Annotated in this window: 24 protein-coding genes and 4 tRNA genes; 9 read left to right on the top strand and 19 right to left on the bottom strand. The window is 64.4% G+C overall.

What is annotated here, in order from left to right; genetic code table 11:
- Positions 1–110: 110 nt before the first annotated feature.
- On the top strand, positions 111–1292 hold the full coding sequence (locus KYT87_RS08480; protein ID WP_046805487.1) for an aspartate aminotransferase family protein: 1182 nt from the start codon (positions 111–113) through the stop codon (positions 1290–1292).
- A gap of 56 nt (positions 1293–1348) precedes the next feature.
- Positions 1349–2290, top strand: a complete 942-nt coding sequence (gene argF / locus KYT87_RS08475) for an ornithine carbamoyltransferase (RefSeq protein WP_046805553.1) — start codon at positions 1349–1351, stop codon at positions 2288–2290.
- Between the two features lie 127 nt (positions 2291–2417).
- On the opposite strand, the gene KYT87_RS08470 is transcribed toward argF, so the two are convergent.
- Genes KYT87_RS08470 through KYT87_RS08450 form a run of 5 tightly spaced genes read right to left on the bottom strand, consistent with a single transcriptional unit; the run spans position 2418 to position 6284 of the window.
- A complete protein-coding gene (locus KYT87_RS08470) occupies positions 2418–3269 on the bottom strand; it encodes an alpha/beta fold hydrolase (RefSeq protein ID WP_219991995.1) in 852 nt (283 codons plus the stop codon).
- Between the two features lie 34 nt (positions 3270–3303).
- A complete protein-coding gene (locus KYT87_RS08465) occupies positions 3304–3867 on the bottom strand; it encodes a DUF4286 family protein (RefSeq protein WP_219991994.1) in 564 nt (187 codons plus the stop codon).
- 11 nt (positions 3868–3878) lie between these two features.
- The gene (locus KYT87_RS08460; RefSeq protein WP_219991993.1) at positions 3879–4409 is read right to left on the bottom strand and encodes a carboxymuconolactone decarboxylase family protein; all 531 of its coding nucleotides are present in this window, start codon (positions 4407–4409) and stop codon (positions 3879–3881) included.
- Positions 4410–4411: 2 nt separating this feature from the next.
- Entirely contained in the window at positions 4412–5365 is a 954-nt protein-coding gene (locus tag KYT87_RS08455) for a tripartite tricarboxylate transporter substrate binding protein (RefSeq protein ID WP_120154541.1), read from the bottom strand.
- Positions 5366–5417: 52 nt separating this feature from the next.
- Complete coding sequence (locus tag KYT87_RS08450) at positions 5418–6284, bottom strand: amidohydrolase (protein WP_219991992.1); 867 nt, start codon at positions 6282–6284, stop codon at positions 5418–5420.
- Between the two features lie 108 nt (positions 6285–6392).
- On the opposite strand from KYT87_RS08450, the gene KYT87_RS08445 reads away from it, so the two are divergent.
- The gene (locus KYT87_RS08445) at positions 6393–7301 is read left to right on the top strand and encodes a LysR family transcriptional regulator (RefSeq protein ID WP_219991991.1); all 909 of its coding nucleotides are present in this window, start codon (positions 6393–6395) and stop codon (positions 7299–7301) included.
- 124 nt (positions 7302–7425) lie between these two features.
- Positions 7426–8766, top strand: a complete 1341-nt coding sequence (gene argG, locus KYT87_RS08440) for an argininosuccinate synthase (protein WP_046805493.1) — start codon at positions 7426–7428, stop codon at positions 8764–8766.
- Positions 8767–8844: 78 nt separating this feature from the next.
- Here the strand turns inward: argG and KYT87_RS08435 are convergent, their stop codons facing one another.
- From KYT87_RS08435 to rnr, 12 genes are all read right to left on the bottom strand, one after another.
- The gene (locus tag KYT87_RS08435; protein ID WP_046805494.1) at positions 8845–10773 is read right to left on the bottom strand and encodes a potassium transporter Kup; all 1929 of its coding nucleotides are present in this window, start codon (positions 10771–10773) and stop codon (positions 8845–8847) included.
- Complete coding sequence (locus KYT87_RS08430) at positions 10770–11795, bottom strand: HAMP domain-containing sensor histidine kinase (RefSeq protein WP_104143268.1); 1026 nt, start codon at positions 11793–11795, stop codon at positions 10770–10772. The genes KYT87_RS08435 and KYT87_RS08430 overlap by 4 nt, the downstream gene beginning before the upstream one ends.
- 156 nt (positions 11796–11951) lie before the next feature.
- Complete coding sequence (locus KYT87_RS08425; RefSeq protein ID WP_006218435.1) at positions 11952–12623, bottom strand: response regulator transcription factor; 672 nt, start codon at positions 12621–12623, stop codon at positions 11952–11954.
- Between the two features lie 65 nt (positions 12624–12688).
- Complete coding sequence (locus KYT87_RS08420; RefSeq protein WP_120154535.1) at positions 12689–13186, bottom strand: biopolymer transporter ExbD; 498 nt, start codon at positions 13184–13186, stop codon at positions 12689–12691.
- A complete protein-coding gene (locus KYT87_RS08415) occupies positions 13186–14124 on the bottom strand; it encodes a MotA/TolQ/ExbB proton channel family protein (protein ID WP_219991990.1) in 939 nt (312 codons plus the stop codon). The genes KYT87_RS08420 and KYT87_RS08415 overlap by 1 nt, the downstream gene beginning before the upstream one ends.
- Before the next feature lies 1 nt (position 14125).
- A complete protein-coding gene (locus KYT87_RS08410) occupies positions 14126–14926 on the bottom strand; it encodes an energy transducer TonB (protein WP_219991989.1) in 801 nt (266 codons plus the stop codon).
- A gap of 374 nt (positions 14927–15300) precedes the next feature.
- Positions 15301–15376, bottom strand: a tRNA-Val gene (locus KYT87_RS08405).
- A gap of 169 nt (positions 15377–15545) precedes the next feature.
- A complete protein-coding gene (locus KYT87_RS08400) occupies positions 15546–15818 on the bottom strand; it encodes an HU family DNA-binding protein (protein WP_003812968.1) in 273 nt (90 codons plus the stop codon).
- 359 nt (positions 15819–16177) lie between these two features.
- Entirely contained in the window at positions 16178–16858 is a 681-nt protein-coding gene (locus tag KYT87_RS08395) for a Fe2+-dependent dioxygenase (RefSeq protein ID WP_046805498.1), read from the bottom strand.
- 20 nt (positions 16859–16878) lie between these two features.
- Entirely contained in the window at positions 16879–18123 is a 1245-nt protein-coding gene (locus tag KYT87_RS08390) for a cystathionine gamma-synthase family protein (protein WP_046805499.1), read from the bottom strand.
- Positions 18124–18175: 52 nt separating this feature from the next.
- On the bottom strand, positions 18176–18913 hold the full coding sequence (gene rlmB, locus KYT87_RS08385; RefSeq protein WP_046805500.1) for a 23S rRNA (guanosine(2251)-2'-O)-methyltransferase RlmB: 738 nt from the start codon (positions 18911–18913) through the stop codon (positions 18176–18178).
- Positions 18914–19054: 141 nt separating this feature from the next.
- Positions 19055–21520 carry a ribonuclease R gene (gene rnr / locus KYT87_RS08380; RefSeq protein WP_046805501.1) on the bottom strand — a complete coding sequence of 822 codons (2466 nt, stop codon included), beginning with the start codon at positions 21518–21520 and terminating at the stop codon, positions 19055–19057.
- A gap of 274 nt (positions 21521–21794) precedes the next feature.
- Here rnr and KYT87_RS08375 point away from each other — a divergent pair.
- Positions 21795–21879, top strand: a tRNA-Leu gene (locus tag KYT87_RS08375).
- A gap of 131 nt (positions 21880–22010) precedes the next feature.
- Positions 22011–22095: transfer RNA gene (locus KYT87_RS08370), tRNA-Leu, on the top strand.
- Between the two features lie 258 nt (positions 22096–22353).
- Here KYT87_RS08370 and KYT87_RS08365 read toward each other — a convergent pair.
- Positions 22354–22965 carry a tRNA-uridine aminocarboxypropyltransferase gene (locus KYT87_RS08365; protein ID WP_219991988.1) on the bottom strand — a complete coding sequence of 204 codons (612 nt, stop codon included), beginning with the start codon at positions 22963–22965 and terminating at the stop codon, positions 22354–22356.
- A 161-nt stretch (positions 22966–23126) separates the two neighbouring features.
- On the opposite strand from KYT87_RS08365, the gene KYT87_RS08360 reads away from it, so the two are divergent.
- Positions 23127–23211: transfer RNA gene (locus tag KYT87_RS08360), tRNA-Leu, on the top strand.
- A 148-nt stretch (positions 23212–23359) separates the two neighbouring features.
- On the opposite strand, the gene KYT87_RS08355 is transcribed toward KYT87_RS08360, so the two are convergent.
- Positions 23360–23803 carry a GNAT family N-acetyltransferase gene (locus KYT87_RS08355; protein WP_255594009.1) on the bottom strand — a complete coding sequence of 148 codons (444 nt, stop codon included), beginning with the start codon at positions 23801–23803 and terminating at the stop codon, positions 23360–23362.
- A 120-nt stretch (positions 23804–23923) separates the two neighbouring features.
- On the opposite strand from KYT87_RS08355, the gene KYT87_RS08350 reads away from it, so the two are divergent.
- Together KYT87_RS08350 and KYT87_RS08345 are read left to right on the top strand one after the other, a co-directional pair.
- Positions 23924–24817 (top strand): DMT family transporter, encoded by an 894-nt coding sequence (locus tag KYT87_RS08350; RefSeq protein WP_219991986.1) that lies wholly within the window; start codon positions 23924–23926, stop codon positions 24815–24817.
- Positions 24818–24851: 34 nt separating this feature from the next.
- Positions 24852–25796, top strand: coding sequence for an AEC family transporter (locus KYT87_RS08345; RefSeq protein WP_104143255.1), 945 nt, complete (start codon positions 24852–24854; stop codon positions 25794–25796).

Raw genomic sequence — 25796 nt, 5'->3', positions numbered from 1 at the left:
CCTTTGCCCTCTTCCAAAAGCCGATTCCGCCCCGCTTTCGCCCGGGGTCCATCGAATTGAAGGCGGCTTTTTGAAGGCGGCTTTTTGGTAATCCCCCAGGAGGATCCGCAATGACCTCGCCTCTGGCCAATATCTATGCCCGCCTGCCGGTTGCGTTCACGCACGGCCACGGCGCATGGTTGTGGGATGCCCAAGGGCGCAAATACCTGGACGCACTGGCCGGCATCGGCGTGTCGTGCCTGGGACACGCCCATCCGAAACTGGTGGCGGCCATCAGCGAACAGGCCGCGCGCGTCATCCACACGTCGAACATCTACGAAATTCCCCAGCAGGCCGCGCTTGCCGCCCGCCTGAGCGCTTTGTCGGGCATGCAGGAAGCGCTGTTTTGCAACAGCGGCTCGGAAGCGAACGAGGCGGCCATCAAGCTGGCCCGCTACTACGCCTACCAGCGCGGCAACAAGCACGCCCACATCATCACCATGGATTCGTCCTGGCATGGCCGCACGCTGGCCACGCTGGCGGCCACGGGCAGCGACAAGGCCCGCAAGGGCTTCGAACCGCTGCCCAGCGGCTTCATCCAGGTGCCCTATAACGACCTGGACGCCGTGCGCGCGGCGGGCGACGCCGAGCCGCGCACCACCGCCGTGTTGCTTGAAGTGCTGCAAGGCGAAGGCGGCATACGCCCATCCGACATCTCGTACCTGCAAGCGGTGCGCGCGCTGTGCACCGAGCGCGGCTGGCTACTGATGATCGACGAAGTGCAGTCCGGCATCGGCCGCACCGGCAAGTGGTTCGCGCATCAATGGGCCGACATCAAGCCTGACGTGATGACGCTGGCCAAGGGGCTGGCGGGCGGCGTGCCGATTGGCGCCATGCTGGCCGCAGGGCCTGCCGCCGGGGTCTTCACGCCCGGCAGCCATGGCACCACGTTCGGCGGCGGGCCGCTGGTCTGCGCCGCCGGCCTGGCCGTGCTGGACACGCTGGAAGACGACAAGCTGCTGGACAACGCCCACACGGTGGGCACCTACCTGAAGGACGCCCTGGCGCAAGCCTTGGCAGACACGGCGGGCGTTACCGAAGTGCGCGGGCGGGGCTTGATGCTGGGCATAGAACTGGCGCGCCCCTGCGGCGTGCTGGTGCTGCACGCCCTTGAAGCCGGCCTGCTCATCAACGTCACGCGCGACCGCGTCATCCGCATGCTGCCGCCCCTGATCCTTACCCAACAAGAGGCGGACCAGATCGTCGCCACCCTGGTCCCGCTCATCCAACGCTTCCTGTCCGAAAAACCATAATCAACGTACCGACCGGGCCACCAGCCTGGCCGGGCTCAATGACCTGCGACAACACCATGACTCCTCCCACGACTCAAAACGGCCCGTTGCGGCATTTTCTCCAGTTCAAGGATTTCTCTTCCGCTGAAATCGCCTACGTGCTGGACCGCGCGCGCCTGATCAAGGAAAAGTTCAAGCGCTACGAACCCCATATGCCGCTGCACGACCGCACGCTGGCGATGGTGTTTGAAAAGGCCAGCACCCGCACCCGCGTCTCGTTCGAGGCCGGCATGTACCAGATGGGCGGCTCGGTCATCAACCTGACCTCCAACGATTCGCAGCTGGGCCGCTCCGAGCCCATCGAAGACACGGCGCGCGTCATCTCGCGCATGGTCGACATCGTCATGATCCGTACGTTCGAGCAGACCCGCATCGAGCGCTTTGCGTCGCATTCGCGCGTGCCGGTCATCAACGGCCTGACCAACGAATTCCACCCCTGCCAGATCCTGGCCGATATCTTCACCTACATCGAACATCGCGGCCCCATCGCGGGCAAGACGGTGGCCTGGGTGGGCGATGCCAACAACATGGCATACACCTGGCTGCACGCAGCCGAGATGCTGGGTTTCACGCTGCACGTGTCCACGCCCGCGGGCTACGAACTTGAAGCCTCGCGCATCGGCTCGCCGTCGGACAAGGTGCTGCGCCAGTTCAAGGACCCCATGCAGGCGTGCCAGGGCGCGCACCTGGTCACGACCGACGTGTGGACCAGCATGGGCTACGAAGCCGAAAACGAAGAGCGCCGCGCGGCGTTTGCCGACTGGTGCGTTGACGCTGAAATGATGGCGGCCGCCGACCCCGAAGCCGTGTTCATGCACTGCCTGCCCGCCCACCGTGGCGAAGAAGTTACCGGCGAAGTCATCGACGGGCCACAAAGCGTGGTCTGGGACGAAGCCGAAAACCGCCTGCACGTGCAAAAGGCATTGATGGAATTCCTGCTGCTGGGCCAGATCAACTAAGCCTGCCGGGAAGCGCAAAGGGCCTGGATATCTTCGGATATCCAGGCCTTTTCATTTGGGCTGCTTTGGCGGCAATGCGACGGCTGGGGTTGCGTGGCCGGCCCGCGCCGCATTCAATACACCGCAATCAACGCAGCGTACGTTCCCACGCCGCAATGGCGTCCACCACCGCCTGGGGCTTTTCGGGCACCAACGCGTGGCCCGCGCCGGGAACCACGACAACGGACACGCGGTCACCGAACTCATCGCGGATTTCGTTGCGCGTAGCCGGCGGCTTGAACAGATCCAGCTCCGCTTGCAGGTCCAGCAACGGCTTGACCCCGCCCGACCACCAATCGGACTGGCGCGTGGCCTTGCCGGCCAGGCGCTGGCTCTCGCTGACGTCCGGGTACCAGCCGTTCAACCAGACGCGCGCGTCGTTGCCGGGCGCAAAGAACGCGTACTGGATCGACTTCAGGCGTTCGGCGTCGGGCAACGACAGTTCGGCGCTGCGATCCACGTGTTCGCTCAGACCCTTGGGATATTGCTTGGCCGCCGCCGCCACGATCACCACGCCACGCACCAGCTCGGGGTGGTCGACGCCCGTGGCGCGCGCCACCCAGTTGCCAAAGGCATGGCCCACCATCACCACCGGTTGGCGCGCCACGGTGCGAATCACGGCGGCCTGGTCGTCCGCCAAATCATGCAGGGTGATGCCCGACATCGGCCCGGTACTGCCGCCGATGCCGCGCGGCTGCGGACGCAACACGCGATAGCCGGCTTGCACGAAGCGTTCGGCCAGTTCGTCGAAATCCTGCGCGCCGCGTCCCCGTGACGGCAGCAGCACCAGCGCGGGCCCCTGCCCCTGGTCCAGCACCTCAATCGACGCGCCGTTGCCGACCAGCACATTGACGCGTTTGGGCGCATCCGCCAGCACCGGCGTCGACGCCACGACCGCGCAGCCGATCGTCAGCCCCGTCAGCAGCTGTTTCATTTTCATCATGCCTCCTTGCCGGCCCATCGCCGGCCCGCCGTCACAGGATTTTCTTGAACATCGTGCGGCGCGTGTTGCGAAACGAAGGCCGCACGCGGCTGCTCCAGTCGGTGGCGCGCACGGCCAGCCACGGCGGGCTGCCGAAGGTTTCGCGGGTGTGCAGGTCGTAGCACGCCAGGTATCGCGGTGATTCATCGCGACATTCAAAGCGCATCGCGCGCACCGTGCCGGGCACGGACGCCAGCCCCGGCAGATGTTCCTGGTCATACCAGGCGTTCAAGTCCTGCTCGGCCTCGGGCAGCACATCGGTTTCAACGATGTAGTGCCACGGCGCGTCCTGGCCTGCCGACGCCCCCGGCAGGTCCAGCGTTTGATGCAACACGCGGGCGCGAGCGCCAGGGAAGCTTTCGGCCAGACGCGCCTGGATTTCGGCCAGCGCATGGCTTGCGCCGCGCAGGTACACATACGTGTCCGCCTCTTCAACCGCGGCAAACGCGCTGATCTCAACCCTGTCCAGCCCGGCCGTCAGACGCTCTGCCATGTCGGCCGCGCGGGTCTTGTCAAAGCGTTCGCCCAGCGATACCAGCAATACGGATTCCTGCACTGTCATCTCCTTCAATGTCCGACGCGTAGCGCCACCAGGAAGCGCGACACCATGTTGTACGCGCCCACGGTCGCGGCCAGCTCGACCAGTTGCGCGTCATCGTAGCGTGCTCGCACGGGCGCGAACACCGCGTCGGGTACCTCGATGTCGCGCGTCATGGCGTCGGTCAACGCCAGCACCTCGGCTTCGCCGGGGGCCAGCCCTTGCACATCTTGCGGCGCCGGGTTGGAGCGCAAGGCGTCGATCACTTCCTGCGGCATGCCGCCCGCCAAGGCGTGCGGCACATGCGCGTCAAATTCGTAGGGCGCGTTGTTCAGGGTCGCTACGCGCAAGATGATCAGTTCACGCAGACGCGGCGACAGCGACGTCTTCTGGCGGATGGCGGTCAGCATGGCTTCCCAGCCATCCACGACGGCGGGGCTGTTCAGCAGCACCTGGTATAGCGGCGAGATCCGGCCGCGCGCGGCGCTGATACGCGCCTCGATCGCAGCCAGTTCCTGGCGGGTGCCCGGGACAACGGGGTTGACTCGGCTGGCGCTCATGCTTACTCCGGACGGATGTTCTTGCGCTGGATCAGCGCGGTCCACTTGTCGCGGTCGGACGCGATCAGCGCGGCCAGTTCCTGCGGCGAGCTGGGCGCTGCCTGGGCACCAAACTTCTCCAGCTTGGCGCGCACGGCTTCATTGCCTAAGGCGGCGCGCACCGCCTGATTCAGCTTGTCGACAGTGGCGGCGGGCGTGGAGGCAGGCGCGACGATGCCGTACCAGTTATTCGATTCCACGCCAGCAATGCCCTGTTCGGCCAAGGTCTTCACATCCGGCAGCAGCGGGTGGCGCGTGGGCGCGGCGATACCCAGGGCCTTGAGCTTGCCGCCCTGGATATGGCCGATCAGGCCGGGCACGTCGCCGAAGAAGCCCGACACCTGGTTGCCCATCACATCGTTGATGACCGGCGCGGCCCCCTTGTACGGCACATGCAGCACGTTGGCCTTGCTGGCGTCGGCGAACATTTCCATCGTCAGGTGCGGAATGCTGCCAATGCCCGACGAGCCGATCGCCACGGATTGCGACGCCGCCTGCGACTTCTTCACGAAGTCCGCCGCGTCGCTAGCCGGGTTGGACGGGTTCACCACGAACACCGTGGCGTTGTTGACCACCTTGGACACCGGCGCAAAGTCGCGCACGGGGTCGTACGGCAGGTCTTTGTACAGCGCCGGGCTGATCGCCACCGCCCCCACGCTGGTCAGGAACAGCACCGAGCCATCGCCCGGCGCCTTGGCCACATAGGCGGCCGCGATGTTGCCATTGGCGCCCGCCTTGTTTTCGACAATAACGTTTTGCTTGAGCTCTTTGCCCAGCTGTTCGGCCAGCACGCGACCGACCAGGTCCACCGGCCCGCCGGGCGGGAACGCAATGATCAGGCGCACCGGGCCGTCGGCATGGGCCGCGCCGAAAGCGGACAGACTCAGCACGGTGGCCGAAAGCAATTTCTTGAACATGGTGTCTCCTCGTTGAATCGAATTTTTTTAAGCGACGCGCAACGTCGGGTGTCTACGCGAATCCGTACAGCTTTGCGGGGTTGTCCACCAGCACCCGCTGGCGTACGGCGGCATCGGGGCAGGCCTGAAAGAAGGTATCCACCAGCTCGCCGTCATCGGGCATATCGCCCGCCACGTTGGGATGTGGCCAGTCGGTGCCCCACAGGCAACGATCGGGCATGGCCTGCACCAACGCGCTCACAAAGGGTATGCCTTCGGCAAACGGGCGCTTGCCCGACGCGATGCGGTCGATGCCCGACACCTTGACCCAGGCCTGCGGCACATCGGCCAACGACAGCAATGCGCGCATCGCGGGTGAATCCAGGCCGTCGGCCGCCTTCAATCGGCCCATGTGATCCACCACGAAAGGCACGGGCAATGCCAACAGGCGGGGCAGCAGTTCGGGCAGCATCGCGCCGTCCACATGCAGGCACAGATGCCAGCCCAGCGGCGCAATCAGCGCCACCGCGTGGTCGAACACGGCCGGGTCCGGCGCGCCGCCCAGGTGCGGCACGAAGTTGAAGCGCGCGGCGCGCACGCCGCCGTCGTGCAGTTGCCGGACACGCGCCGCCGTGGCATCCGCGCCCAGCAACGCCACGCCGCGATAGCGGCCACCGCTTTGCGCCAGGGCATCCAGCAGCGCGCTATGGTCCGAGCCGTGGCAGTTGGCCTGCACCACCACCGCGCGCTCGATGCCCAAGTGCGCATGCAGCGCGGCCATGGCGGCATAGGGCGCATCGGGCGGCGTGTAGGAACGGCCCTCGGCATAGGGAAACACGTTGCCGGGCCCGAAGACATGGCAATGCGCGTCGCAGGCGCCGGGCGGCATGGCGTGGCGCGGACGGGTCGGGGACGCAAGCGGTTGGCGGCAATCAGGCACAGTCGGTTCCTGCTGGGAAAACGACATCCTCGCGGATTGCGAGTCGACTAACAATGCTATATCTTTGATTTCAGATATAGAACATATACATAACAGCGCGGGCGCATCGTGGATTTAAAGCAGATCGAATATTTCGTCAGCGTCGCCGAGCGGCGCAGCTTTTCGCGCGCGGCCGAGCTGCTGGACGTGGCCCAGCCCACCCTCAGCCGGCAGGTACGGCTGCTGGAGCTGGAGCTGGGCCAGCATCTGCTCTACCGCAACGGCCGCGGCGCCGAACCCACCGAGGCCGGACTGCGCTTTCTGGAACATGCGCGCGCGCTGCTGACGCTGGCCGAACGCGCCAAGGAAGACCTGCAAACGCTGCGCGCCACGCCAACCGGCAAGGTGGTGGTGGGCCTGCCCCCGCGCATTGCGCGCGTGTTGACGCCACCCTTGGTGCAGGCGTTTCGGCGGGGCTTTCCAGAGGCGTCCATTGCAGTGGCCGAAGGCCTTAGCGCTCAGGTGCGGGAATGGCTCTTGGCCGGCCGGGTCGATCTGGCCCTGCTTTACGATCCCGCGCCCTCGCCCCAGCTTGCGTATGAATCGCTGTTCCGTGAAGACCTGGTGCTGGCCGCTGCCGCCGGCCATCAACCGCCCCTGCCCGCCCACGTTGCCGTGGCGCAGCTGGGCGACTACCCGCTGGTGCTGCCCAGCCTGCCCAACGCGATCCGGACCCTGGTGGAAAGCGTGTGCCGCGCGCAAGGCGTGCGCCTGAAGGTGGCGGCCGAAGTCGACGCCGTGCAGACCATCGTGGAACTGGCGGCGCAAGGCGACGCGTACGCCATCCTGCCGCGCTCGGCCGCGCGCGGACCTGCCGCCGAGCACGCCCTGTCCCTTTCGGATATCGGCTCGCCCCGCATCACCAACAACCTGGTGCTGGCCAGCGCCCGCCACCGCCCCGCCACGCGCCTGGCCACCGCCACCGCGCAACTGATCCGGCAACTGAAGCTTTCCGAACTGTTTGCCCCGGCCACGTGATGCGCCCGGCGGCCAAAAAGGCGCCGCGTCTGGCCGCACAAGGCAAAAGAGTTAAAATGCCGGCTACCTTTCTTGTTTGGCGGCTCGTTGCTGTCAAAGTCCTGTTGGCGTCTCACCTCAAACAATGACCACTATCCTCCCGAACCTTCCTACCGGCCAGAAGGTCGGCATCGCCTTTTCCGGCGGTCTCGACACCAGCGCAGCCCTGCTGTGGATGCGCAATAACGGCGCCATCCCCTACGCCTACACGGCAAACCTGGGCCAGCCGGACGAGTCCGACTACGATGAGATCCCGCGCAAGGCCTTGGCCTACGGCGCCGAAAATGCCCGCCTGATCGACTGCCGCGCGCAGTTGGTGGCTGAAGGCATCGCGGCCCTGCAATCGGGCGCGTTCCATATTTCGACCGCCGGCATCACGTACTTCAACACGACGCCCATCGGCCGCGCCGTCACCGGCACCATGCTGGTGGCCGCCATGAAGGAAGACGACGTCAACATCTGGGGCGACGGCAGCACGTTCAAGGGCAACGACATCGAGCGTTTCTACCGCTACGGCCTGTTGACCAACCCCGACCTGAAGATCTACAAGCCCTGGCTGGACCAGCGCTTCATCGACGAGCTGGGCGGCCGTTCGGAAATGTCCGAATACATGCGCCAAGCCGGCTTCGACTACAAGATGTCGGCCGAAAAAGCCTACTCGACGGACTCCAACCTGCTGGGCGCCACTCACGAAGCCAAGGACCTGGAACAGCTGAACTCCGGCATCCGCATCGTCAAGCCGATCATGGGCGTGGCGTTCTGGCGCGACGACGTGGCCGTCAAGGCCGAAGAAGTCACCGTGCGCTTCGAGGAAGGCCAGCCGGTCGCCCTGAACGGTGTGGAATACAGCGACCCGGTTGAACTGCTGCTGGAAGCGAACCGCATCGGCGGCCGCCACGGCCTGGGCATGAGCGACCAGATCGAAAACCGCATCATCGAAGCCAAGAGCCGCGGCATCTACGAAGCCCCGGGTCTGGCGCTGCTGTTCATCGCCTACGAACGCCTGGTCACCGGCATTCACAACGAAGACACCATCGAGCAGTACCGCGAAAACGGCCGCAAGCTGGGCCGCCTGCTGTATCAGGGCCGCTGGTTCGACCCGCAAGCCATCATGCTGCGCGAAACCGCCCAGCGCTGGGTGGCCCGCGCCATCACCGGCGAAGTCACCATCGAACTGCGTCGCGGCAATGACTATTCGCTGCTGAACACGGAATCGGCCAACCTGACGTACGCGCCCGAGCGCCTGTCGATGGAAAAGGTCGAGAACGCGCCGTTCACCCCGGCGGACCGTATCGGCCAGCTGACCATGCGCAACCTGGACATCGTCGACACGCGCGAAAAGCTGTTCACCTACGTGAAGACGGGCCTGCTGGCTTCCAGCGGCACGTCGCTGCCGCAGCTGAAAGACGCCGCGAAGAAGAAGTAAGCATTCTTGCAGGCAAGGCAACAAAAAACCCCTCGGTCATCACACCGAGGGGTTTTTTTTATGGCGCCGCGCCGGGGCCTAGAGCTCGACCTGCATCCCCATTTCCACCACGCGGTTGGCCGGGATCTTGAAGAACTTGGTGCTGCGCGTGGAGTTCCGGGCCATGAACGAAAACACCGCCCGGCGCCAACGCCATAGCGCCGGCTTGCGCGCCGCCACCACGGTCTGGCGCGACAGGAAGTACGACGTGCGCATCGGCTCCAGGTCCAGCTCCGGATACGCTTCGGCCACCAGGCGCAAGGCCTCGGGCACGTCCGGATCTTCCTTGAAGCCGTAGTTCACGGTGGCGGTCCAGCTGGAGGCCGACAGCTTCTTCACCACGAAGCGTTCTTCAGGCGAAATGTAGGGCACGTCCGCCACCAGGATGGTCAGGAACAGCACGTGGTCGTGCAGCACCTTGTTGTGCTTCAGGTTATGCAGCAACGCGGGGGGCACGTTGCCGGAATTCATCGTCATGAAGATGGCGGTGCCCGGCACGCGCGACGGCGGATATTGTTCCAGCTGCTCCATGAATTCCTTGAGCGGCTGGCGGTCGCGCTGCTGCATGTCGGACAACAGGCGACGGCCACGGCGCCACGTCATCATCAGCGTGAACACAACGATGGCGACCAGCAGCGGCAGCCAGCCACCCTCGTGGATCTTGAACACGTTGGCCGAAAACAGCAGCACGTCGAACAGCAACAGAAAGCCCAGCACACCAAACCACAGCATGCGCTTCAGGCCCGTGGACCCGCGCGGCAAGACGGCAAACGCCAGCACCGAGGTGGTCAACATCGTGCCCGTCACCGCGAACCCATAGGCGGCGGCCAGGTTGTCGGAATTGCGGAACAGCAGCACCAGCACCAGCACGGCGCACAGCAGCAGCGCGTTGACCTGCGGCAGATAGATCTGGCCCTTTTCCACCGCCGAGGTATGCAGGATCTGCATGCGCGGCCAGAAGCCCAGCTGCACCGCCTGGCGCGTGACCGAGTACGCGCCCGAGATCACGGCTTGCGATGCGACGATGGTGGCAATGGTGGCCAACGCCACCAGCGGCACCAGGCCCCAGTCGGGTGCCATCAGGAAGAACGGATTGCGGATGGCCTCGGGGTCGCGCAGCAGCAGCGCGCCCTGGCCGAAGTAGCACAGCGTCAACGCCGGCAGCACCATGCTGAACCACGCGCTGCGAATCGCGGGGCGGCCAAAGTGGCCCATGTCGGCGTACAGCGCCTCGGCGCCCGTCAATGCCAACACCACGGCGCCCAGCAGCACGAAACTGATCAAGGGAAATTCAACGACGAACCGCAGGCCCCACATCGGGTTCAACGCCGCCAGGACTTCGGGCGTCTGCCAGATCTGCCAGCCGCCCAGCGCCGCCAGCGTGCCGAACCACATCAGCATCACGGGGCCAAAGAGCTTGCCCATCAGGCCGGTGCCATGCGACTGGATGGCGAACAGCCCCACCAGCACGACCAGCGCAATGGGCACGACCCACGCGTCCAGGGTGTGGGACACGATGCCGATGCCTTCCAGCGCGGACAGCACCGAGATGGCGGGCGTAATCATGCTGTCGCCGTAGAACAGCGCCGCCCCGAAGATGCCCAGCACGATCAGCACCCACCGCATCTTGCCGTCGCGGTTGCGCACCGCCAGTTCCAACAGCGCCAGCGTGCCGCCTTCGCCCCGGTTATCGGCGCGCAGGACCAGCGTGACGTACTTCAAGGACACCACCACCATCAGCATCCAGAAAAGGATGGACAGCACGCCCAGCAAGTGCGCGGGCTCCAGGTCGGTGTGCACGCTAAGGCCCGTGAGGCAGGCGCGCAGCGTATACAGCGGGCTGGTGCCGATGTCGCCGTACACCACGCCCAACGCGCCCAGGATCAACGCGGCGCGCGACGACGGCGCATGCACGCCCCCCGCGTGGGGGCCGGTGGGAAGCGGGGCACCCGCCGTGGCTTGGCTCATGATGTGGGTTCTTGACGAGTTAGTTGCGCCCCTTTGCGGGGGCCGGGGAACACGACGGAAAGCCGGGTTCCGGAGAAGTCGGGGCGACTGGTCAGCTTCCACCAGGCGCCATGCGCGTGCGCGATCTCGCGCACGATGGCCAGGCCCAATCCCGAGCCGCCCGCCGTGGCGGTGGGCGATCGGTAAAAGGCTTCAAAGACGCGGTCGCGTTCTTCGGAGGGAATGCCGGGCCCGTCGTCCTCGACCGTCAGGGACGGCGGGTTGGCGCCCACAATCAACGTGATGCGGCCGGTCTCGTTGCCGTAGCGCAGCGCGTTGTCGATCAGGTTGCCCAGCAGTTCGGCCAGCAGCAAGGGGTCTGCATCGATCCAGATGGGCGCATCGGGCGCCACCAGGTCCAGCTCGTAGCGCGCCTCGCGCACCCGGGGAAACCATTCGGCGCCGTGCACGCGCACCCATTCACACAGGTCGATGCGCACAAAGCTGTCTTGCGGGCGGGCATTGGGGTCGGCGCGCGCCAGCACCAGCAACTGCTGACCCAGGCGGATCATCCGGTCGCTCACGGCCTTGATGCGTTCGGCCCGCGCCCGCACGTCGTCCGGCAGTGGGCGGGCCAACATCAATTCGGATTCCAGCCGCAGGCCGGACAAGGGGGTGCGCAGCTGGTGCGCCGCGTGGCCGATGAATCGGCGCTGGGCCGCCAGCGAGGCGTCCAGGCGCAGCAGCAGGTCGTTGGTGTGCGTGACCAGCGGTTCGATTTCGACCGGCACGCCCGCCACTTCCAGCGGCTGCATGTCGTCGATGGAACGCTGCCGGATCTCTTCGGACAGATGGTTCACGGACCGCAATCCGGATCGCACGCCCTGCACGACCACCCAGGTGAACAGCGCAATCAGCGCCACCTGCCCCACCACCATGAGCCAGAAGAAGTCTTCCAGCATCCACAGCGACATATCGATCTTGTGCGTGATCACCCAGGTTGCCGCCAGGTCCAGCAGGACAAGCAGCAGAATGGGCGGCATCAAGCGGATGACCAGATGCCGGGCAAGCGAGCGGGAGGGGAGCAAGGGGCGGGACGCCGTAGGAGCGGAAGGAGTGCGATCGTGCATCATGACGCGATACCCTCGCTTGGGTGCATGCAGAAGCGCAGCCGGCGCATACCGGCGGCGCCCGGGCCGTCAGGCCGTTTCCACATCCAGCATGTAGCCGAAGCCGCGCACCGTCTGGATGCTGGCGCCCGTACCTTCCAGGCGCTTGCGCAGGCGGTACACATAGACTTCGACGGCGTTTTCGCTGAAATCGGCATCCCAGGCGGACAGCGAATTCACGATTTGCCGCTTGGTGACGACGCGGCCCACGCGGGCCATCAACATTTCCAGCACGGAAAGTTCGCGCACCGACAGCGACAGGCGCTGGCCATTGGCGCGGACTTCGCGGCCGACCGTGTCGAACACCAGGGGGCCGACTTCGATCAGCGGCTGTGCCTGCCCCGCGCGCCGGCGGCCGAAGGCACGCACGCGCGCCGCCAGCTCGGGCAGTTCAAAGGGTTTGGTGACGTAATCGTCGGCGCCGGCATCCAGGCCCGCAACGCGGTCTTCGATGCCGTCGCGCGCGGTAAGGATCAGGACCGGAACCTGATTGCCGTCTTGGCGCAATTGCCGCAGCACATCAAGCCCGCTCATGCCGGGAAGGTTCAGGTCGAGCAGCATCAGGTCATACGGCTGGCCAGCCAGGGCGCCCAGAACTCGGTCGCCTTCCGTCAGCCAGTCGACCGCATAACCCTGGTCGGCCAGGAATTCCTGGAGCGCATGGCCCAGGGTGGTGTCGTCTTCGATTACCAGAACTCGCATGCCGCGATTCTAGCGCGATCCGAAAAAAAAGGGGCGCGAAATGCGCCCCCTTCCGTGGGATTCGTTCACCGGCCGGACGGCGCCCCGGCGGGAGCCGGGGTTGCGGCGCCCGCGGCGGGTGCCTGGCCGCCCGCTGCGGCGCCCCCCGAAGGCGGCGTCGTGACAAAGCCGATGCGCGACATGCCCGAACGGCGCGCCGAGGCCATGACCTTGGCCAGGGTTTCGTAGCGCGTGTTCTGATCGGCGCGAATGCGGATCTCGGGTTGCGGCTTGGTGCCGGCGATCGACTTGAAGCGGTTGGGCAGGTCATCGATATTGACCGGCTTTTCGTCCCAGAACAATGCGCCGCTGGCGTCAATTGCCAGGTCGACCGTCTTGGGTTCTTCTTCGATCTGCTCGGCTGCCACCTGGGGCATGTTGATCTTGATCGAGTGCGCCAGCAGCGGCGCCGTGATGATGAAGATCACCAACAGCACCAGCATGACGTCGATCAGGGGCACCATGTTGATCTCGGAAACCGTATGGCTGCCGGATCCTTTTCCCTCGAAGCTGCCAAAGGCCATTATTCGCTCCCGCGTTGAACCGCGGCGCCGTTACCGTTCTGGCGGCGCAAGGCGCGAACCTTGCCGTCGGACAGCGCAACCTGCTGGCCGGTGGTCAGGAACGCGAACAGGTCGTGCGCAAAGGCGTCCAGGCGCGACAGGAACACGCGGTTGTTGCGCACAAACGTGTTGTACGCCAGCACGGCGGGAATGGCCACGGCCAGACCCAGGCCCGTCATGATCAGCGCTTCGCCCACGGGGCCGGCGATGCGGTTGATGGTCACGCCGTCGGACAAGCCGATGCCGACCAGCGCGTGGTACACGCCCCACACCGTACCGAACAGGCCGACGAACGGCGCCGTGGAACCCACCGAGGCCAACACCGTCAGGCCGTTTTCCAGCTTGGCGGTTTCTTCGTCGATCACCTTGCGCATCGTGCGCGTGACGAAATCGGAATTGCTGCCGGACTCTTCCAGCTTGGTCGCGCCGAACTTGTTGTGGTGCGCCTGCGCGTGCATGGCGTGGCTGGCCAGGTGCGAGAACGGATCGCGCGCGCCGTGCGTGCTGATCTCGTGCTCGACCTGCTCCAGCGAGCTGGCGTTCCAGAACTTGTTCAGGAAATCGGCCGAACGCCTGCGCATGCTGACGTTGCTGGCGGCCTTGACCAGGATCAGGTACCAGGTCACCAGCGACATCAGGATCAGGATGATGAACAGGCTCTTGCCCACGAAGTCGCTCTGCGCGACAAAGTGCAGAAAGCCCATGTCGGGGGTCGCGATGGGCGCGGTCGGCGGCAGCGCGGCGGCGGCGCTTTGCAGCGCGTCAGCCGATTGCTGGACGACACTGGCACCGGTCGTGGCGGCTTGTTGGGCTGCGGGCGCAGCGGCGGCGGCAGCCGGAGCAGCCGGGCTGGTAGTCGCCTGCGCCACCAGGGTGGCGCCATGCAGTGCGTTGGACATCTCAGTTCCTCATTACGAAATCGAACGGAATTTTGGCTTTGGCGGGATAGGCCACGCCGTTACGGGTATAGGGCTTGAACTTGGCCTTGCGAGCCGCGGTCAACGCGGATTCGTCCAGCCTCGGAAAGCCCGAGGACGTGTCGATCGTTGCGCGGTCCACCAGACCCTGCGTGTTGATCTCCACCAGCACCAGCACCCGCCCTTCTTCCCGCATGCGGCGCGAGGCCATCGGGTAGCTGGGCATGGGGCGCGCGCCCTGGAATTCAATGCTGGACACCAAAACGGGCTGATCGGGCGGCGGGCCTTGTTGCGGGCTTTGCGTCGCCTGCGCGCCATCCACGGCGCCGGCGGGCGGCGTCTGCACGGGCGGCGTCTCGGGTTTGACTTCCTGCTTGGGCTGCGGTTTGGGTTGGGGCTTGGGTTTGGGCTTCGGCTTGGGCTTGGGGGCCGGCATCGGCGGCTTTTCAACCACGGGTTCCGGTTCCGGTTCAGGCTCGGGCTTCATTTCCGGTTGGGGCTCGGGGTCCGGCTCGACCACGGGTTCGGGCTCGGGCGGCGGCGGTTCCACGACGGGTTGCGGCGGCTCGGGCGTGGGCTCGGCCTTGGCCACCTGGGGAACGGGCGCGTCGATGAGGCTGACCATGACAGCCTCGGGCTCCTCAAGCTCAGGACGATTCGCGGGTGCCATGAAAATGGCCCCGATTACCGCCGCGTGTAGGGCGACAACCGCCAGACCGGCGCCAGCGCGTATACCAAATGAAGACGGCGAAGAAGAAGTCCAACCGCGTTGAAAACTAGGCATGAATCAGCCAGGGTGCATTGACTTATCCGGCCAGCTTGACGAAAACGCGCGCCAAAAAAAAGCGGCGTGAGCCAGCCGGTACAAGCCGATCATAATATCTTAAATGCGAATGATTCGCACGTCCTATTTCGTCTGGAATAGCGTAACACTGCCCTACCGGGCTCAACCAGAAAGCACAAGACGGCATCAAGAAAGCTTGCGCCAGCGCAAGGGCGCAGCCCGTGGAGCAGGCGCAGGAACACGCCCAGGCATCACGCCCATGCGCCACACACAGAGAACGCCAAAACAAAAAACCCGCCACGGTAAGGTGTGCGGGTTTTGCGGGTGATCTGCAAGAAGTACGTTCAAATTCGCGAACGCAACGCATGCGCTTTTGGTGGGTGCTACAGGGGTCGAACCTGTGACCTACGCCTTGTAAGGGCGCCGCTCTACCAACTGAGCTAAGCACCCGATCCTGACACTTTCAGCGCCGCCTCAATGCGATGATTCGCTTGAAGCAGTGACTAACTCGCAGCCAACTCGGGGTACTCAAAAGCAATACGCGGGCCGGAGTATACCGGACCGCGTCATTGTCGGCAAATCGCTTCGGGCCGATGCCCCGCGATCGCCGTGCCGTCCATTAGTTGACGGCGTCCTTCAGGGCCTTGCCCGGACGGAACTTCGGCACCTTGGCCTTCTTGATCTTGATCGTTTCGCCCGTACGCGGGTTGCGGCCAGTGCGAGCTGCGCGAGCCGACACGGCAAACGTGCCAAAGCCAACCAGCGTTACCGTACCGCCCTTCTTCAGCGTGGTCTTGACGGCACCGATCAGGGCGTCGAGCGAACGGCCGGCGGCAGCCTTGGAGATATCGGCCTTGCTGGCGATGTGATCGATGAGTTCGGTTTTGTTCATTCAGGAGTACCCCTCACAAGGTATTGAGTCTGGCGAGGCCGTGCGGTTCATGGCTGTCATGCAGGGACGCCACCAACAAAACGCAAGGCCCGGCAAACGACGAACAGACAGTGGATGGACTTTTTTCTTGCGCTGCAAAGCACAACTTTTAAACTGCTGCGCCGCTTAGGATTCGATGGCATAAATGCCTTCAAACCGTCAGCGACGCAGACGTGTATTAGGCCTTGGCGTAGAGCGGCTGTCAAGCAAAAACCTCACTACAACCCGCGCCAATACTAGCTTTTAGCCATTTTCGCAATAAACAAAAACGCGCATTTCGGGGTTTGCGCGACACCGAAAAAAATCACTTCAAGCCTGAATCAAACATCGGCCCAGCGGCGCAGCAAATTGTGATAAATGCCGGTCAGTTGCACGATCGACGCATGTCCCGCCACGTCCTGATTCAAACGCTGGATGGCCACGTCCATGTCAAGCAACAATGCGCGCTGGCTGTCTTCGCGCACCAGGCTCTGCATCCAGAAAAACGAACTGACCCGCGCACCACGTGTCACCGGATTCACCTTGTGCAGGCTGGTGCCGGGATACAGCACCATGTGCCCCGCGGGCAGCTTCACGGCGCGCGGCCCATAGGTGTCATCGATGACAAGCTCGCCGCCATCGTAGGAATCAGGGTCCGAGAAGAACAGCGTGGCCGACAAGTCAGTGCGCACGCGCTCGGCCGTGCCGGTGATGCCGCGCACCGCGTTGTCGACGTGATAGCCAAAGGCTTCGCCGCCTTCATAGCGATTGAACAGCGGCGGGAATATCTTGCGCGGCAAGGCGGCCGACATGAACAGGTTGTTGGCGGCCAGCCGTTGCAGGATCAGGTTGCCCAGCTCTTGCGCCAACGGATGCTGCTCGGGCAACTGGCGGTTGCGCTTGACCTCGGCGGACTGGTAGCCCGCCGTGATCTTGCCATCCACCCAATCCGAGGCGTCCAGCCGCTGGCGGATATCCGCCGCCTCTTGCGGCGTGAATACATCTGCGATCTGTATAAGCATGTGCCTGATCCTTTGCCGGATTATCCCTTCAGGCAACCATTAAGCGCCTGATCGAAATCAAACAGCAGGTCGGCTTCGTCTTCGATGCCGACGGACACGCGGATCAGGCTGTCCGCGATGCCCATTTGTTTGCGGCGCTCGGCGCCCATCTCGTAATAGATGGTGTGCGCGGCGGGCAATGCCAGGCTGCGCGTGTCGCCCAGGTGCGTAGCCATCAGCACGATGCGCAGGCGGTTCAGGAAATCGAAGCAGTCCACGCCTTCGGCAAGCTCCACACCCAACAGGCCGCCGAAGCGCGAGCCAAAAAGCGCCGCGGCGCGTGCATGCTGCGCGTGACCGGCCAGGCCGGGGTAATGAACCTTGGCCACACCAGGATGCTCATCCAGAAAGCGCGCCAGCGCCAGCGCGTTGGCGCAGTGCTTGGCCATGCGCAGCGCCAGCGTTTCAGCGCCCACGGCGATGCGGTGCGCGGGCTCGGCGGCCAACGTGCCGCCCATGTCGCGCAAGCCCTTCTTCTTGATCTGGGTCAGACCCCAACTGGTGGACGCCCCCTTGCGGTAGGCGTCGTAGATGTTGGAATAGTTGGCCCAGTCGTACAGGCCCGTATCCGTGACGGCGCCGCCCAGCGCGTTGCCGTGGCCGCCGATGTACTTCGACAGCGAATTCATCACCAGCGATGCATGCACGGTGGACGGGCGGAACATCCACGGCGACGTCAAGGTGTTATCGACGACGTAGACCAGGTTTTTCTCGCGGCAGATTTCACCGATGACCGCCAGGTCGGCCACTTGCGTGCCCGGGTTGGCAATCGTTTCAGTGAAGACCATGCGCGTGTTGGGCTGGATCGCGGCGCGCACTTGCTCGGCGTCTGTTGCATCGACGAAGGTGATTTCGACACCCAGCTCCAGCAGCGTGCCAAGCAGGCTGTTGGTGTTGCCGAACACAAACTGGCTGGACACCAGATGATCGCCCCGACGCAGCAAAGTCGTGAAAATGGCGGACAACGCCGCCATGCCGGTGGCGAAGCTGACGGTGCCCTTGCCGCCTTCCATGTGGTTGATCTTGGCTTCCAGCGCCGTGGTCGTGGGCGTGCCCTGGCGCGCATAGGTAAAGCCCGCCTTGCCCTGGAATACCGCCGCCAGCTCGCGCGCGTCGTCGTAGGCGAATTCCGACGAGGGATGCATCGGCTTGTGCACCGCTCCGTGCTCGACGGATTGTTGGCGGTCGGAATGGAGGATCGTGGTGGTAAAGCCGTTCTGGTGCATGATGGGCAGACGCGTAAAGGGAAGAGCTACAAGGTAGTCGGGTCGGACAAGGTCAGGCTTGACGCTGGCGCACCGTTTCGTACAGGCACACGGCGCTGGCCACGCTGACGTTCAGGCTTTCAACCGAACCCAACATGGGAATATTGACGAGCTGGTCGCAGGTTTCGCGGGTCAGGCGTCGCATGCCCTCGCCTTCGGCGCCCATGACCCACGCCATCGGCTGGCGGGCGTCAATCTTGTGCATGCTGTCGGTGGCCTGGTCATCGGTACCCACCAGCCACACGCCACGGTCTTTCAGGCTGCGCATGGTGCGCGCCAGATTCGTGACCATCAGATAAGGCACGGTATCGGCCGCGCCGCACGCCACGCGCTGCACGGTGGCGTTCAAGCCGACGGCGCGGTCGCGCGGGGCAATCACGGCATGCACGCCCGCCGCATCGGCGGTGCGCAGGCAGGCGCCCAGATTGTGGGGGTCGGTCACGCCGTCCAGGATCAGCAGCAGCGGCGGGCCCTCGATAACGTCGAGCACTTCGTCCACATCCACCGCCAGTTGGCGCTCGTCGGCCAAGGCGACCACGCCCTGGTGCCGCGTTCCGCGCGACAGACCGTCCAGGCGTTCCATCGGCACGGGATGCACGCGGCGGCCCGCCTTTTCGGCCTGCTCGATGAACGTCTGCATGCGCTTGTCGCGGCGCGAGGCCTCGACATAGATTTCCTTGATTGAGTCGGGCGCGTGGCGCAGCCGCGCGACAACCGCGTGAAACCCGGCTAGAACTTGGGTCGACGCCATAGATGCAATACCTTTAGATAAACGAATACCCGCCCCAGAGGGGGCGGGCCACCGGACCAAGCCGGCCATCTGCGCAATGTTACCCCTTATGGCCGCGCCGCCCTACAGCGGGCGGGCCATAAAGGCGTCACAAAGCGCGTGTCAATGACGCTTGTGCGTCGCCTTTTTGGCGGGCGATGCGCGCTTGGACGCACGGGGCGGCTTGCCGGCCTTCTTGGCGTCGGCGCGGCGTTCCTTGGCGGTCTGGCCCTTCAGCGCGGCCGGCTTCGGGGCTGCCGCCTTCTTCACGCGGCGCACGGGCTCGTCGGGCCCACGGGCAGCCGCCTTGCGCAAGGCGTCGAAGCTGGTGCCCTGCACCAGGCGGAACTCAATGCGGCGCGCTTCGAGGTCGACGCGCGCCACCTGCACCTGGACCTTGTCGGTCAGGCGGTAGCGCATGCCGGTGCGCTCACCGCGCAATTCATGCAGACCATCATTGAACTGGAAGTATTCGCCGCCAAGTTCAGACACGTGCACCAGCCCTTCGACGTGCAAGGTATCCAGCGTGACGAAGATACCGAAGCTGGCCACGCCGGTGACGGTGCCGCTGAAGTCTTCGCCCACGCGTTCCTTGACGAACCAGCACTTGAGCCAGGCCTCGACGTCGCGCGATGCTTCGTCGGCGCGGCGCTCGGTGGCCGACAACACCAGACCCATCTTTTCCCAGATGGCGTGCTCGTGTTCTTTCTGCGTGCGACCGATGACGACCGCGTGGTCATCCAGGCTGGGCACATAGCGCTGGCCGGCCAGCAAGGCCTTGATGACGCGATGGGTCAACAGATCGGGGTAGCGGCGAATGGGCGACGTGAAGTGGCTGTAGCCGGGGTAGGCCAAACCGAAGTGGCCCATGTTGTCAGGGCTGTAGACGGCCTGCTGCATGGAGCGCAGGCACATCGACTGCAACAGCTGGTAGTCGGGACGGCCGCGCACGGTGTCAAGGAAGTCACCGTAGTCCTTGGCCGTGGGCGTGTCGCCCCCGCCCAGCGACAAGCCCATCGTGCGCAGGAATTCGCGCAGCGATTGCAGGCGTTCCGGCGTGGGCCCTTCGTGGATGCGGTACAGGCCGGGATGCTTGCTGCGCGTCATGAAGTCGGCCGCGCAAGTGTTGGCGGCCAGCATGCACTCTTCGATGAGCTTGTGGGCGTCGTTGCGCACGGATGGCACGATCTGTTCGATACGGCCCAGTTCGTTGCAGACGATCTTGGTTTCGACGGTGTCGAAATCAATGGCGCCGCGCTTCTTGCGGCCTTGCACCAGCAGCTGGAACAGTTCGTACAGATGCTGCACATGCGGCATCACGTTGCGCATGGCCGCGGCGGCTGGGCCGCCCGGCTGCTGCAAGGCGGCCCAGATATTCGTGTACGTGGTGCGGGCATGCGAATGCATCACCGCGTTATAGAACTGGTAGGCGGTGACCGTGCCGGCCTTGGCGCCCGTGGCCGGAATGACCATGTCGCAGACCAGCACCAGGCGGTCGACGTCGGGGTTCAGCGAGCACAGGCCGTTGGACAGCGATTCGGGCAGCATCGGGATGACGCGGCGCGGGAAGTACACGCTGGTGCCGCGCTCGATGGCGTCGTCGTCCAGGGCGTCGCCGGGACGCACGTAATGGCTGACGTCGGCAATGGCGACCAACAGGCGCCAGCCTGGACGCTTGCGCTGGCCGGTGCCCAGTTCGACGGGCTCGCAATACACCGCATCGTCGAAGTCGCGCGCATCTTCGCCGTCGATGGTGATCAGCGGCACGTCGCGCAGGTCGACGCGGTCTTTCAAGTCGGTTTTGCGGACGGTATCGGGGATGCGCGCGGCTTGCTTGCGAGCGGCTTCCGAGAATTCGACGGGCACGTCGAACTTGCGCACGGCGATCTCGATTTCCATGCCGGGGTCGTCGATTTCGCCCAGCACCTCGGCCACGCGGCCCAGGGGCTGCGTATGGCGCGTGGGCTGTTCCATGATTTCAACCGCAACCACCTGCCCATGCTGGGCGCCGTTGGTGTCGCTGGGCGGAATCAGGATGTCGTGCTTGATGCGTTGATCTTCGGGCACGACGATGGACAGGCCATGCTCGTGCAGAAAACGCCCCACCAGCTTATTGGTGCGGCGTTCAATGACTTCAACGATGGTGCCTTCGGGCTTGCCACGGTATTCGCCCGTGGGCTTGACCAGCACGCGGTCGCCATGCAAGACCTTGAGCATTTCGCGCGGCGACAGGAACAGGTCGGGGCCGCCGTCATCACGCAGCAGGAAACCGAACCCGTCACGGTGACCCAGCACCTTGCCGGCGACAAAATCCAATTTGGTCGCCAGCAACAAAACGCCCTTGCGATTGGGCATCAACTGGCCGTCGCGTTCCATGGCGCCCAGGCGGCGCTCGAAACCCACCATCGTCGCGGCTCGCTCAACGCCCATGCGTTCGGCCAGTTCCACCGGAGACAACGGCGAGCCCGCGGCTCGCAGTGCGGTCAGGATGGCTTCACGGGACGGGACATCGGGATCGAAGTCCGGCGGCGCTTCGGGCAAGGGTGTTGATCTGTTGTTTTTCGATTCGTTATTCGATCGTTTTGCCAAAGCTGAAAGTTCCGTATATAATGCGCAGCTTCTGTGGTTCGCCCAAGGCTGAACACTGAAGCAGAAATGGTCAGAAGGGGTTGAAAACCAAAGCGGTTGCTAACCCCAGGTCGAAAGACCCATTGTAAAACCAAGTGCGCTCAGGACGCATGTTTTAGTTAAGTTTTGGTTAAGTCAGTATGTTGAAAACAACGTACGCGCTTAATAGAACAGAGCTAAAACAATGCAACTAGAGCGGCAGCGTATCACAGTGTTCTGACAAGCATGTCTCAGTGCCCAGGTGGCGGAATTGGTAGACGCGCACGGTTCAGGTCCGTGTGCCGCAAGGTGTGGAGGTTCGAGTCCTCTCCTGGGCACCACGGAATTTAAATCGAACTTGCTTGCCGACTACGGTCGCGAACAAGTTGGATAGTAAAAATGCAGTAAAGACTGCCAAAGCAGTATCAGCAGTCCTTGCAGTAAACCTGCTAGAGCTCATGGCTCTTACAGTGCCCAGGTGGCGGAATTGGTAGACGCGCACGGTTCAGGTCCGTGTGCCGAAAGGTGTGGAGGTTCGAGTCCTCTCCTGGGCACCACCCGCATAGATGACGAAGCCGCGTTGCGCGGATTCGATAGCAAGACAGAAAGCCCCGAACATCGGAAGATATTCGGGGCTTTTGCTTTGTTGTCGGTGTTTTTACTTGTCGCCGATTTAACTGCACGCCGGGCTATTTCATTTTTGTTTCGGCTTTATGTTTCCGGTCGTCGACGTGGCCGGCTTATCTTGTTAATCACCACGCCGATATGCCGGCTTCGCGGTATTAATCCCCTACCCTTTTTCATACCGCGCCCGCTTAGCGCCACGGCACCTTGCGCTGCAAGTGATGGCGGGCGTACAGATCTTGGCCCATGCCCTCGATCTGTCCGTCGATCAGCGCCTCGAAGGGACGCAACAAGGCATCGACGTTCATGGGCGCTTCAATGGCGTTCAGGGCATGCGTGACCGCTTCGATTGTCGACAGTGCACCGGGGATATCGGCATGACGAACGCGATAGCGGGTCACCAAGCCGGCTGGCAACATCACGCGCGGCAGCGCAGCCAGTTCGGGGTTGATATGCAGCAGCTTGCGCGCGTGGCCCCACGTGCCGTCCGGCACGATCAGTTGAATCGGCAGGTCCAGGTCACGCCCATAACCGGGAGTCAGGACGTCGGCGGCCGGCCCCGGAAACAATAGACGCGGCGTGTAGCCGGGCTCAGCCCAATCGCTGGTCGTAAAACGTTCGCCCACCACGCGGCGCGCGCCGACCAAGCCCAGCACGGCCAGCCGGGCCGTGTTCAAGGCGTGGCGCGCTTCGCTTGGATGTTGAAGCACCACGACGCGGGTGCGGCATGACAAGGAAGGAATCAGCGCGCACAGGCAATGGGATTCCGGACGCAGGCAGCGCGTGCAAAGGGTACGTGACATGGGGCGACACTATAGCGAAAGCCGCCAACGCCAGGCGCGCGAAAAAGTGAAAAAAAGGCAGGACACCGGCTTGCACACGCAAAAGAAAGTGTGCATAATCTCGCTTCTCTGCTGCTGAACAAGAAACGACGCGCAAGCGACGCAACACGTGAAGCATCAGCGCCCAGGTGGCGGAATTGGTAGACGCGCACGGTTCAGGTCCGTGTGCCGCAAGGTGTGGAGGTTCGAGTCCTCTCCTGGGCACCAATTATTACATCACGAGGTACCTGTCGTGATGCGCCAAGAAAAACCCCGATCGTGAAAACGACCGGGGTTTTTTCTTTTGCATGCGGCCGGCGTCGAGACAATACGCACGGCAATACTCGCGGCAATACGCACGGCATTATGCGCCGCACTACTTCAGCTCGCGCGTCATCACGACGTGCGGAATTCCAGCTTCCACGAATTCCTCGCCTTCGACGACAAAGCCGTGCGCCTGATAGAAGCCGGCGGCATGCGTCTGCGCATGCAACACCAGCATGCGGTGGCCATCGCCATGGCCCTGCTCGATCAGGGCATCCAGCAACAGCCCGCCCACGCCCATGCCGCGCGCCCGCTTCTGCACGGCCATGCGGCCGATGTGCCCGTCGGGCAGCAAGCGCCCCGTACCCATTGGCGTGCCGTCCGGCCCGTACGCCACGGCGTGCACCGATAGCGCGTCGTCGTCATCCAGTTCGACCTCGGGCGGCACCTTTTGCTCGACGACGAATACCTCGTAGCGAACCGCACTGGCGTCTTCGCGCAGCCGGTCCCAGGTGCCCAATGCAATACGCACCGCTGATTTTTTTGGGGTCGACATCTTCATTTCCCTCGCGAGCGGCAATCAACAATAAATATCCTACGCCGCATTCTCAAGCGGGAATGATACCGGCACGAAAAGGGGTACGATCGCGGCTTGCCCCCGTTGCCCGCATCCAACATGACACCCGCCGCTCCGCCCTGGTTGAAAGCCGCTCCCGCGCTTTTCCTGTTGCTGTGGTCCAGCGGTTTCGTCGTGTTGAAAATCGGTCTGGCCTATGCCGACCCGCTGACGTTCCTGGCCGTGCGCTACGCCTGCGTGGTGCTGATCCTGGCGCCGTTCATGCTGGTGCTGCGTCCCGCCCTGCCCCGTGGCGCGCGCGCCTGGGGGCATCTGGCGATGGTGGGCCTGCTGCTGCAAGCCGGCTATTTCTGCTGCACCTATCTATCGCTGAAACTGGGCATGTCAGCCGGCGGGCTGGCCCTGATCGCGTCATTGCAACCCATCCTGATCGGCCTGCTGGCGCCATTGATCGCTCACGAGCGCGTCGACGCGCGGCGCTGGGCCGGGCTGGGGCTGGGCGTGGCGGGCGCTGTGCTGGTGATCGTGGCCAAGGCATCCATCGACGTGCTGGCGCCACTGGGGCTGCTGTTCGCCGTTGGCGCGCTGCTTTGCATCACCAGCGGCACGCTTTACGAAAAGCGTTTTGGGGTGGCCACGCATCCGGTCACGTCCAACCTGCTGCAATACGCCGTCGGCCTGACAGTGACCGCGCCGCTGGCATTCTGGCTGGAACCCATGCGCATCGAATGGACCGGTCCGCTGCTTGCCGCGTTGGCTTATCTCGTAGTGGGCAATTCGCTGGTGGCCATCACCTTGTTGTTGACCATGATCCGCCACGGTGAAGCGTCCCGCGTGTCCGCCCTTTTCTTCATGGTGCCGCCTTGCACCGCCGTGTTTGCGTTGATGGCCCTGGGCGAACCGATACCCATGTTGGCGTGGCCCGGCATGGCGCTGGCCGCCCTTGGCATCCTGCTGGTCACCCGCAACCCGCGCCCGCGCCAAGTAGAATGAGCGCCTTCCCGCGCCCACGCCCCCATCACCACCGATGAACGCCGTCATTACCGCCGCCCTGCCGGTCTTTGCGCTGATCCTGACCGGCTGGCTGGCCGCCCGCGGCAAGGTGCTGGGACCCGGCGCCACCGACGCGCTGAACCGCTATGTCGTCTACCTGTCGCTGCCGGCGCTGCTGTTTCGGGCAATGACGCAGGTGGACCTGACGCACATGGCGCATTGGGGTTTTGTCGCCGCCTTCGCGGGCGGCATCGCCGTGACCTTCCTGGTGTCTTTCCTGCCCGGCCGTGGCGGGCGCCGCGCACTGACCGACCGCAGCATCGAAGGCCTGGCCGCGTCGTATGCCAATGCCGGCTACATGGGCATTCCGCTGTGCGTGGCGCTGTTCGGCGCGGAAAGCCTGGCGCCGGCCGCCTTCACCACCCTGCTGACCGCCAGCGTGCTGTTCGGCTTTGCCATCGCGCTGATCGAATTCGACCGGCAACAAGCCCCGAACCCCGCCGCCACGCTATTGAAGGTAGGCCGCGCCTTGATGCGCAACCCCTTGCTGGCCGCGCCGGTCCTCGGGCTGGCATGGGCCGCCACCGGGCTGACCCTGCCCGAAGGCATAGACCGCTACGTCGCGCTGCTGGGCGCGTCCGCCAGCCCCTGCGCGCTGGTCACCATCGGCCTGTTCCTGGCGCAGACTGAAACCGCCACCGCCGGCCCCGGCGTGCTGCGCCTGGTGACCGGGAAGTTGTTGCTGCAACCGGCCGTCACCGCGGTGCTGGCCTTTTATGTTTTTTCGATGCCACCGCTGTGGGCATGGACGGCCGTGCTGATGAGCGCGCTGCCCATCGGCACCGGCCCCTTCATGCTGGCCAAGATGTACGGGCGCGATGCCCGCCTGACTTCGCGCGCCATCCTGGTTTCCACCGTCGCCTCCGTGTTGACCGTCAGCCTGCTGGTCGCGTGGATCAGTGCCCACCCCATTTCTTGA

Source organism: Achromobacter sp. ES-001 (genome assembly GCF_019448355.1).
GTDB classification, from domain to species: domain Bacteria; phylum Pseudomonadota; class Gammaproteobacteria; order Burkholderiales; family Burkholderiaceae_B; genus Achromobacter; species Achromobacter spanius_B.
Note: the sequence above shows the minus strand (reverse complement) of the source record. Positions and strands in the feature narration are given on the sequence as shown.

What these genes read in the sequence shown, in the direction of transcription:
- KYT87_RS08350 (WP_219991986.1), top strand. Translation starts at nt 23,924, where the DNA reads ATGACACCCGCCGCTCCGCCCTGGTTGAAAGCCGCTCCCGCGCTTTTC.
- KYT87_RS08390 (WP_046805499.1), bottom strand. Translation starts at nt 18,123, where the DNA reads ATGCACCAGAACGGCTTTACCACCACGATCCTCCATTCCGACCGCCAA.
- KYT87_RS08365 (WP_219991988.1), bottom strand. Translation starts at nt 22,965, where the DNA reads ATGTCACGTACCCTTTGCACGCGCTGCCTGCGTCCGGAATCCCATTGC.
- KYT87_RS08460 (WP_219991993.1), bottom strand. Translation starts at nt 4,409, where the DNA reads ATGAGCGCCAGCCGAGTCAACCCCGTTGTCCCGGGCACCCGCCAGGAA.
- KYT87_RS08355 (WP_255594009.1), bottom strand. Translation starts at nt 23,803, where the DNA reads ATGTCGACCCCAAAAAAATCAGCGGTGCGTATTGCATTGGGCACCTGG.
- argG (WP_046805493.1), top strand. Translation starts at nt 7,426, where the DNA reads ATGACCACTATCCTCCCGAACCTTCCTACCGGCCAGAAGGTCGGCATC.
- argF (WP_046805553.1), top strand. Translation starts at nt 1,349, where the DNA reads ATGACTCCTCCCACGACTCAAAACGGCCCGTTGCGGCATTTTCTCCAG.
- KYT87_RS08420 (WP_120154535.1), bottom strand. Translation starts at nt 13,186, where the DNA reads ATGGCCTTTGGCAGCTTCGAGGGAAAAGGATCCGGCAGCCATACGGTT.
- KYT87_RS08430 (WP_104143268.1), bottom strand. Translation starts at nt 11,795, where the DNA reads ATGCCGCCCATTCTGCTGCTTGTCCTGCTGGACCTGGCGGCAACCTGG.
- KYT87_RS08395 (WP_046805498.1), bottom strand. Translation starts at nt 16,858, where the DNA reads ATGCTTATACAGATCGCAGATGTATTCACGCCGCAAGAGGCGGCGGAT.
- KYT87_RS08410 (WP_219991989.1), bottom strand. Translation starts at nt 14,926, where the DNA reads ATGCCTAGTTTTCAACGCGGTTGGACTTCTTCTTCGCCGTCTTCATTT.
- KYT87_RS08425 (WP_006218435.1), bottom strand. Translation starts at nt 12,623, where the DNA reads ATGCGAGTTCTGGTAATCGAAGACGACACCACCCTGGGCCATGCGCTC.
- rlmB (WP_046805500.1), bottom strand. Translation starts at nt 18,913, where the DNA reads ATGGCGTCGACCCAAGTTCTAGCCGGGTTTCACGCGGTTGTCGCGCGG.
- KYT87_RS08400 (WP_003812968.1), bottom strand. Translation starts at nt 15,818, where the DNA reads ATGAACAAAACCGAACTCATCGATCACATCGCCAGCAAGGCCGATATC.
- KYT87_RS08435 (WP_046805494.1), bottom strand. Translation starts at nt 10,773, where the DNA reads ATGAGCCAAGCCACGGCGGGTGCCCCGCTTCCCACCGGCCCCCACGCG.
- KYT87_RS08345 (WP_104143255.1), top strand. Translation starts at nt 24,852, where the DNA reads ATGAACGCCGTCATTACCGCCGCCCTGCCGGTCTTTGCGCTGATCCTG.
- KYT87_RS08415 (WP_219991990.1), bottom strand. Translation starts at nt 14,124, where the DNA reads ATGTCCAACGCACTGCATGGCGCCACCCTGGTGGCGCAGGCGACTACC.
- KYT87_RS08480 (WP_046805487.1), top strand. Translation starts at nt 111, where the DNA reads ATGACCTCGCCTCTGGCCAATATCTATGCCCGCCTGCCGGTTGCGTTC.
- KYT87_RS08470 (WP_219991995.1), bottom strand. Translation starts at nt 3,269, where the DNA reads ATGAAAATGAAACAGCTGCTGACGGGGCTGACGATCGGCTGCGCGGTC.
- KYT87_RS08455 (WP_120154541.1), bottom strand. Translation starts at nt 5,365, where the DNA reads ATGTTCAAGAAATTGCTTTCGGCCACCGTGCTGAGTCTGTCCGCTTTC.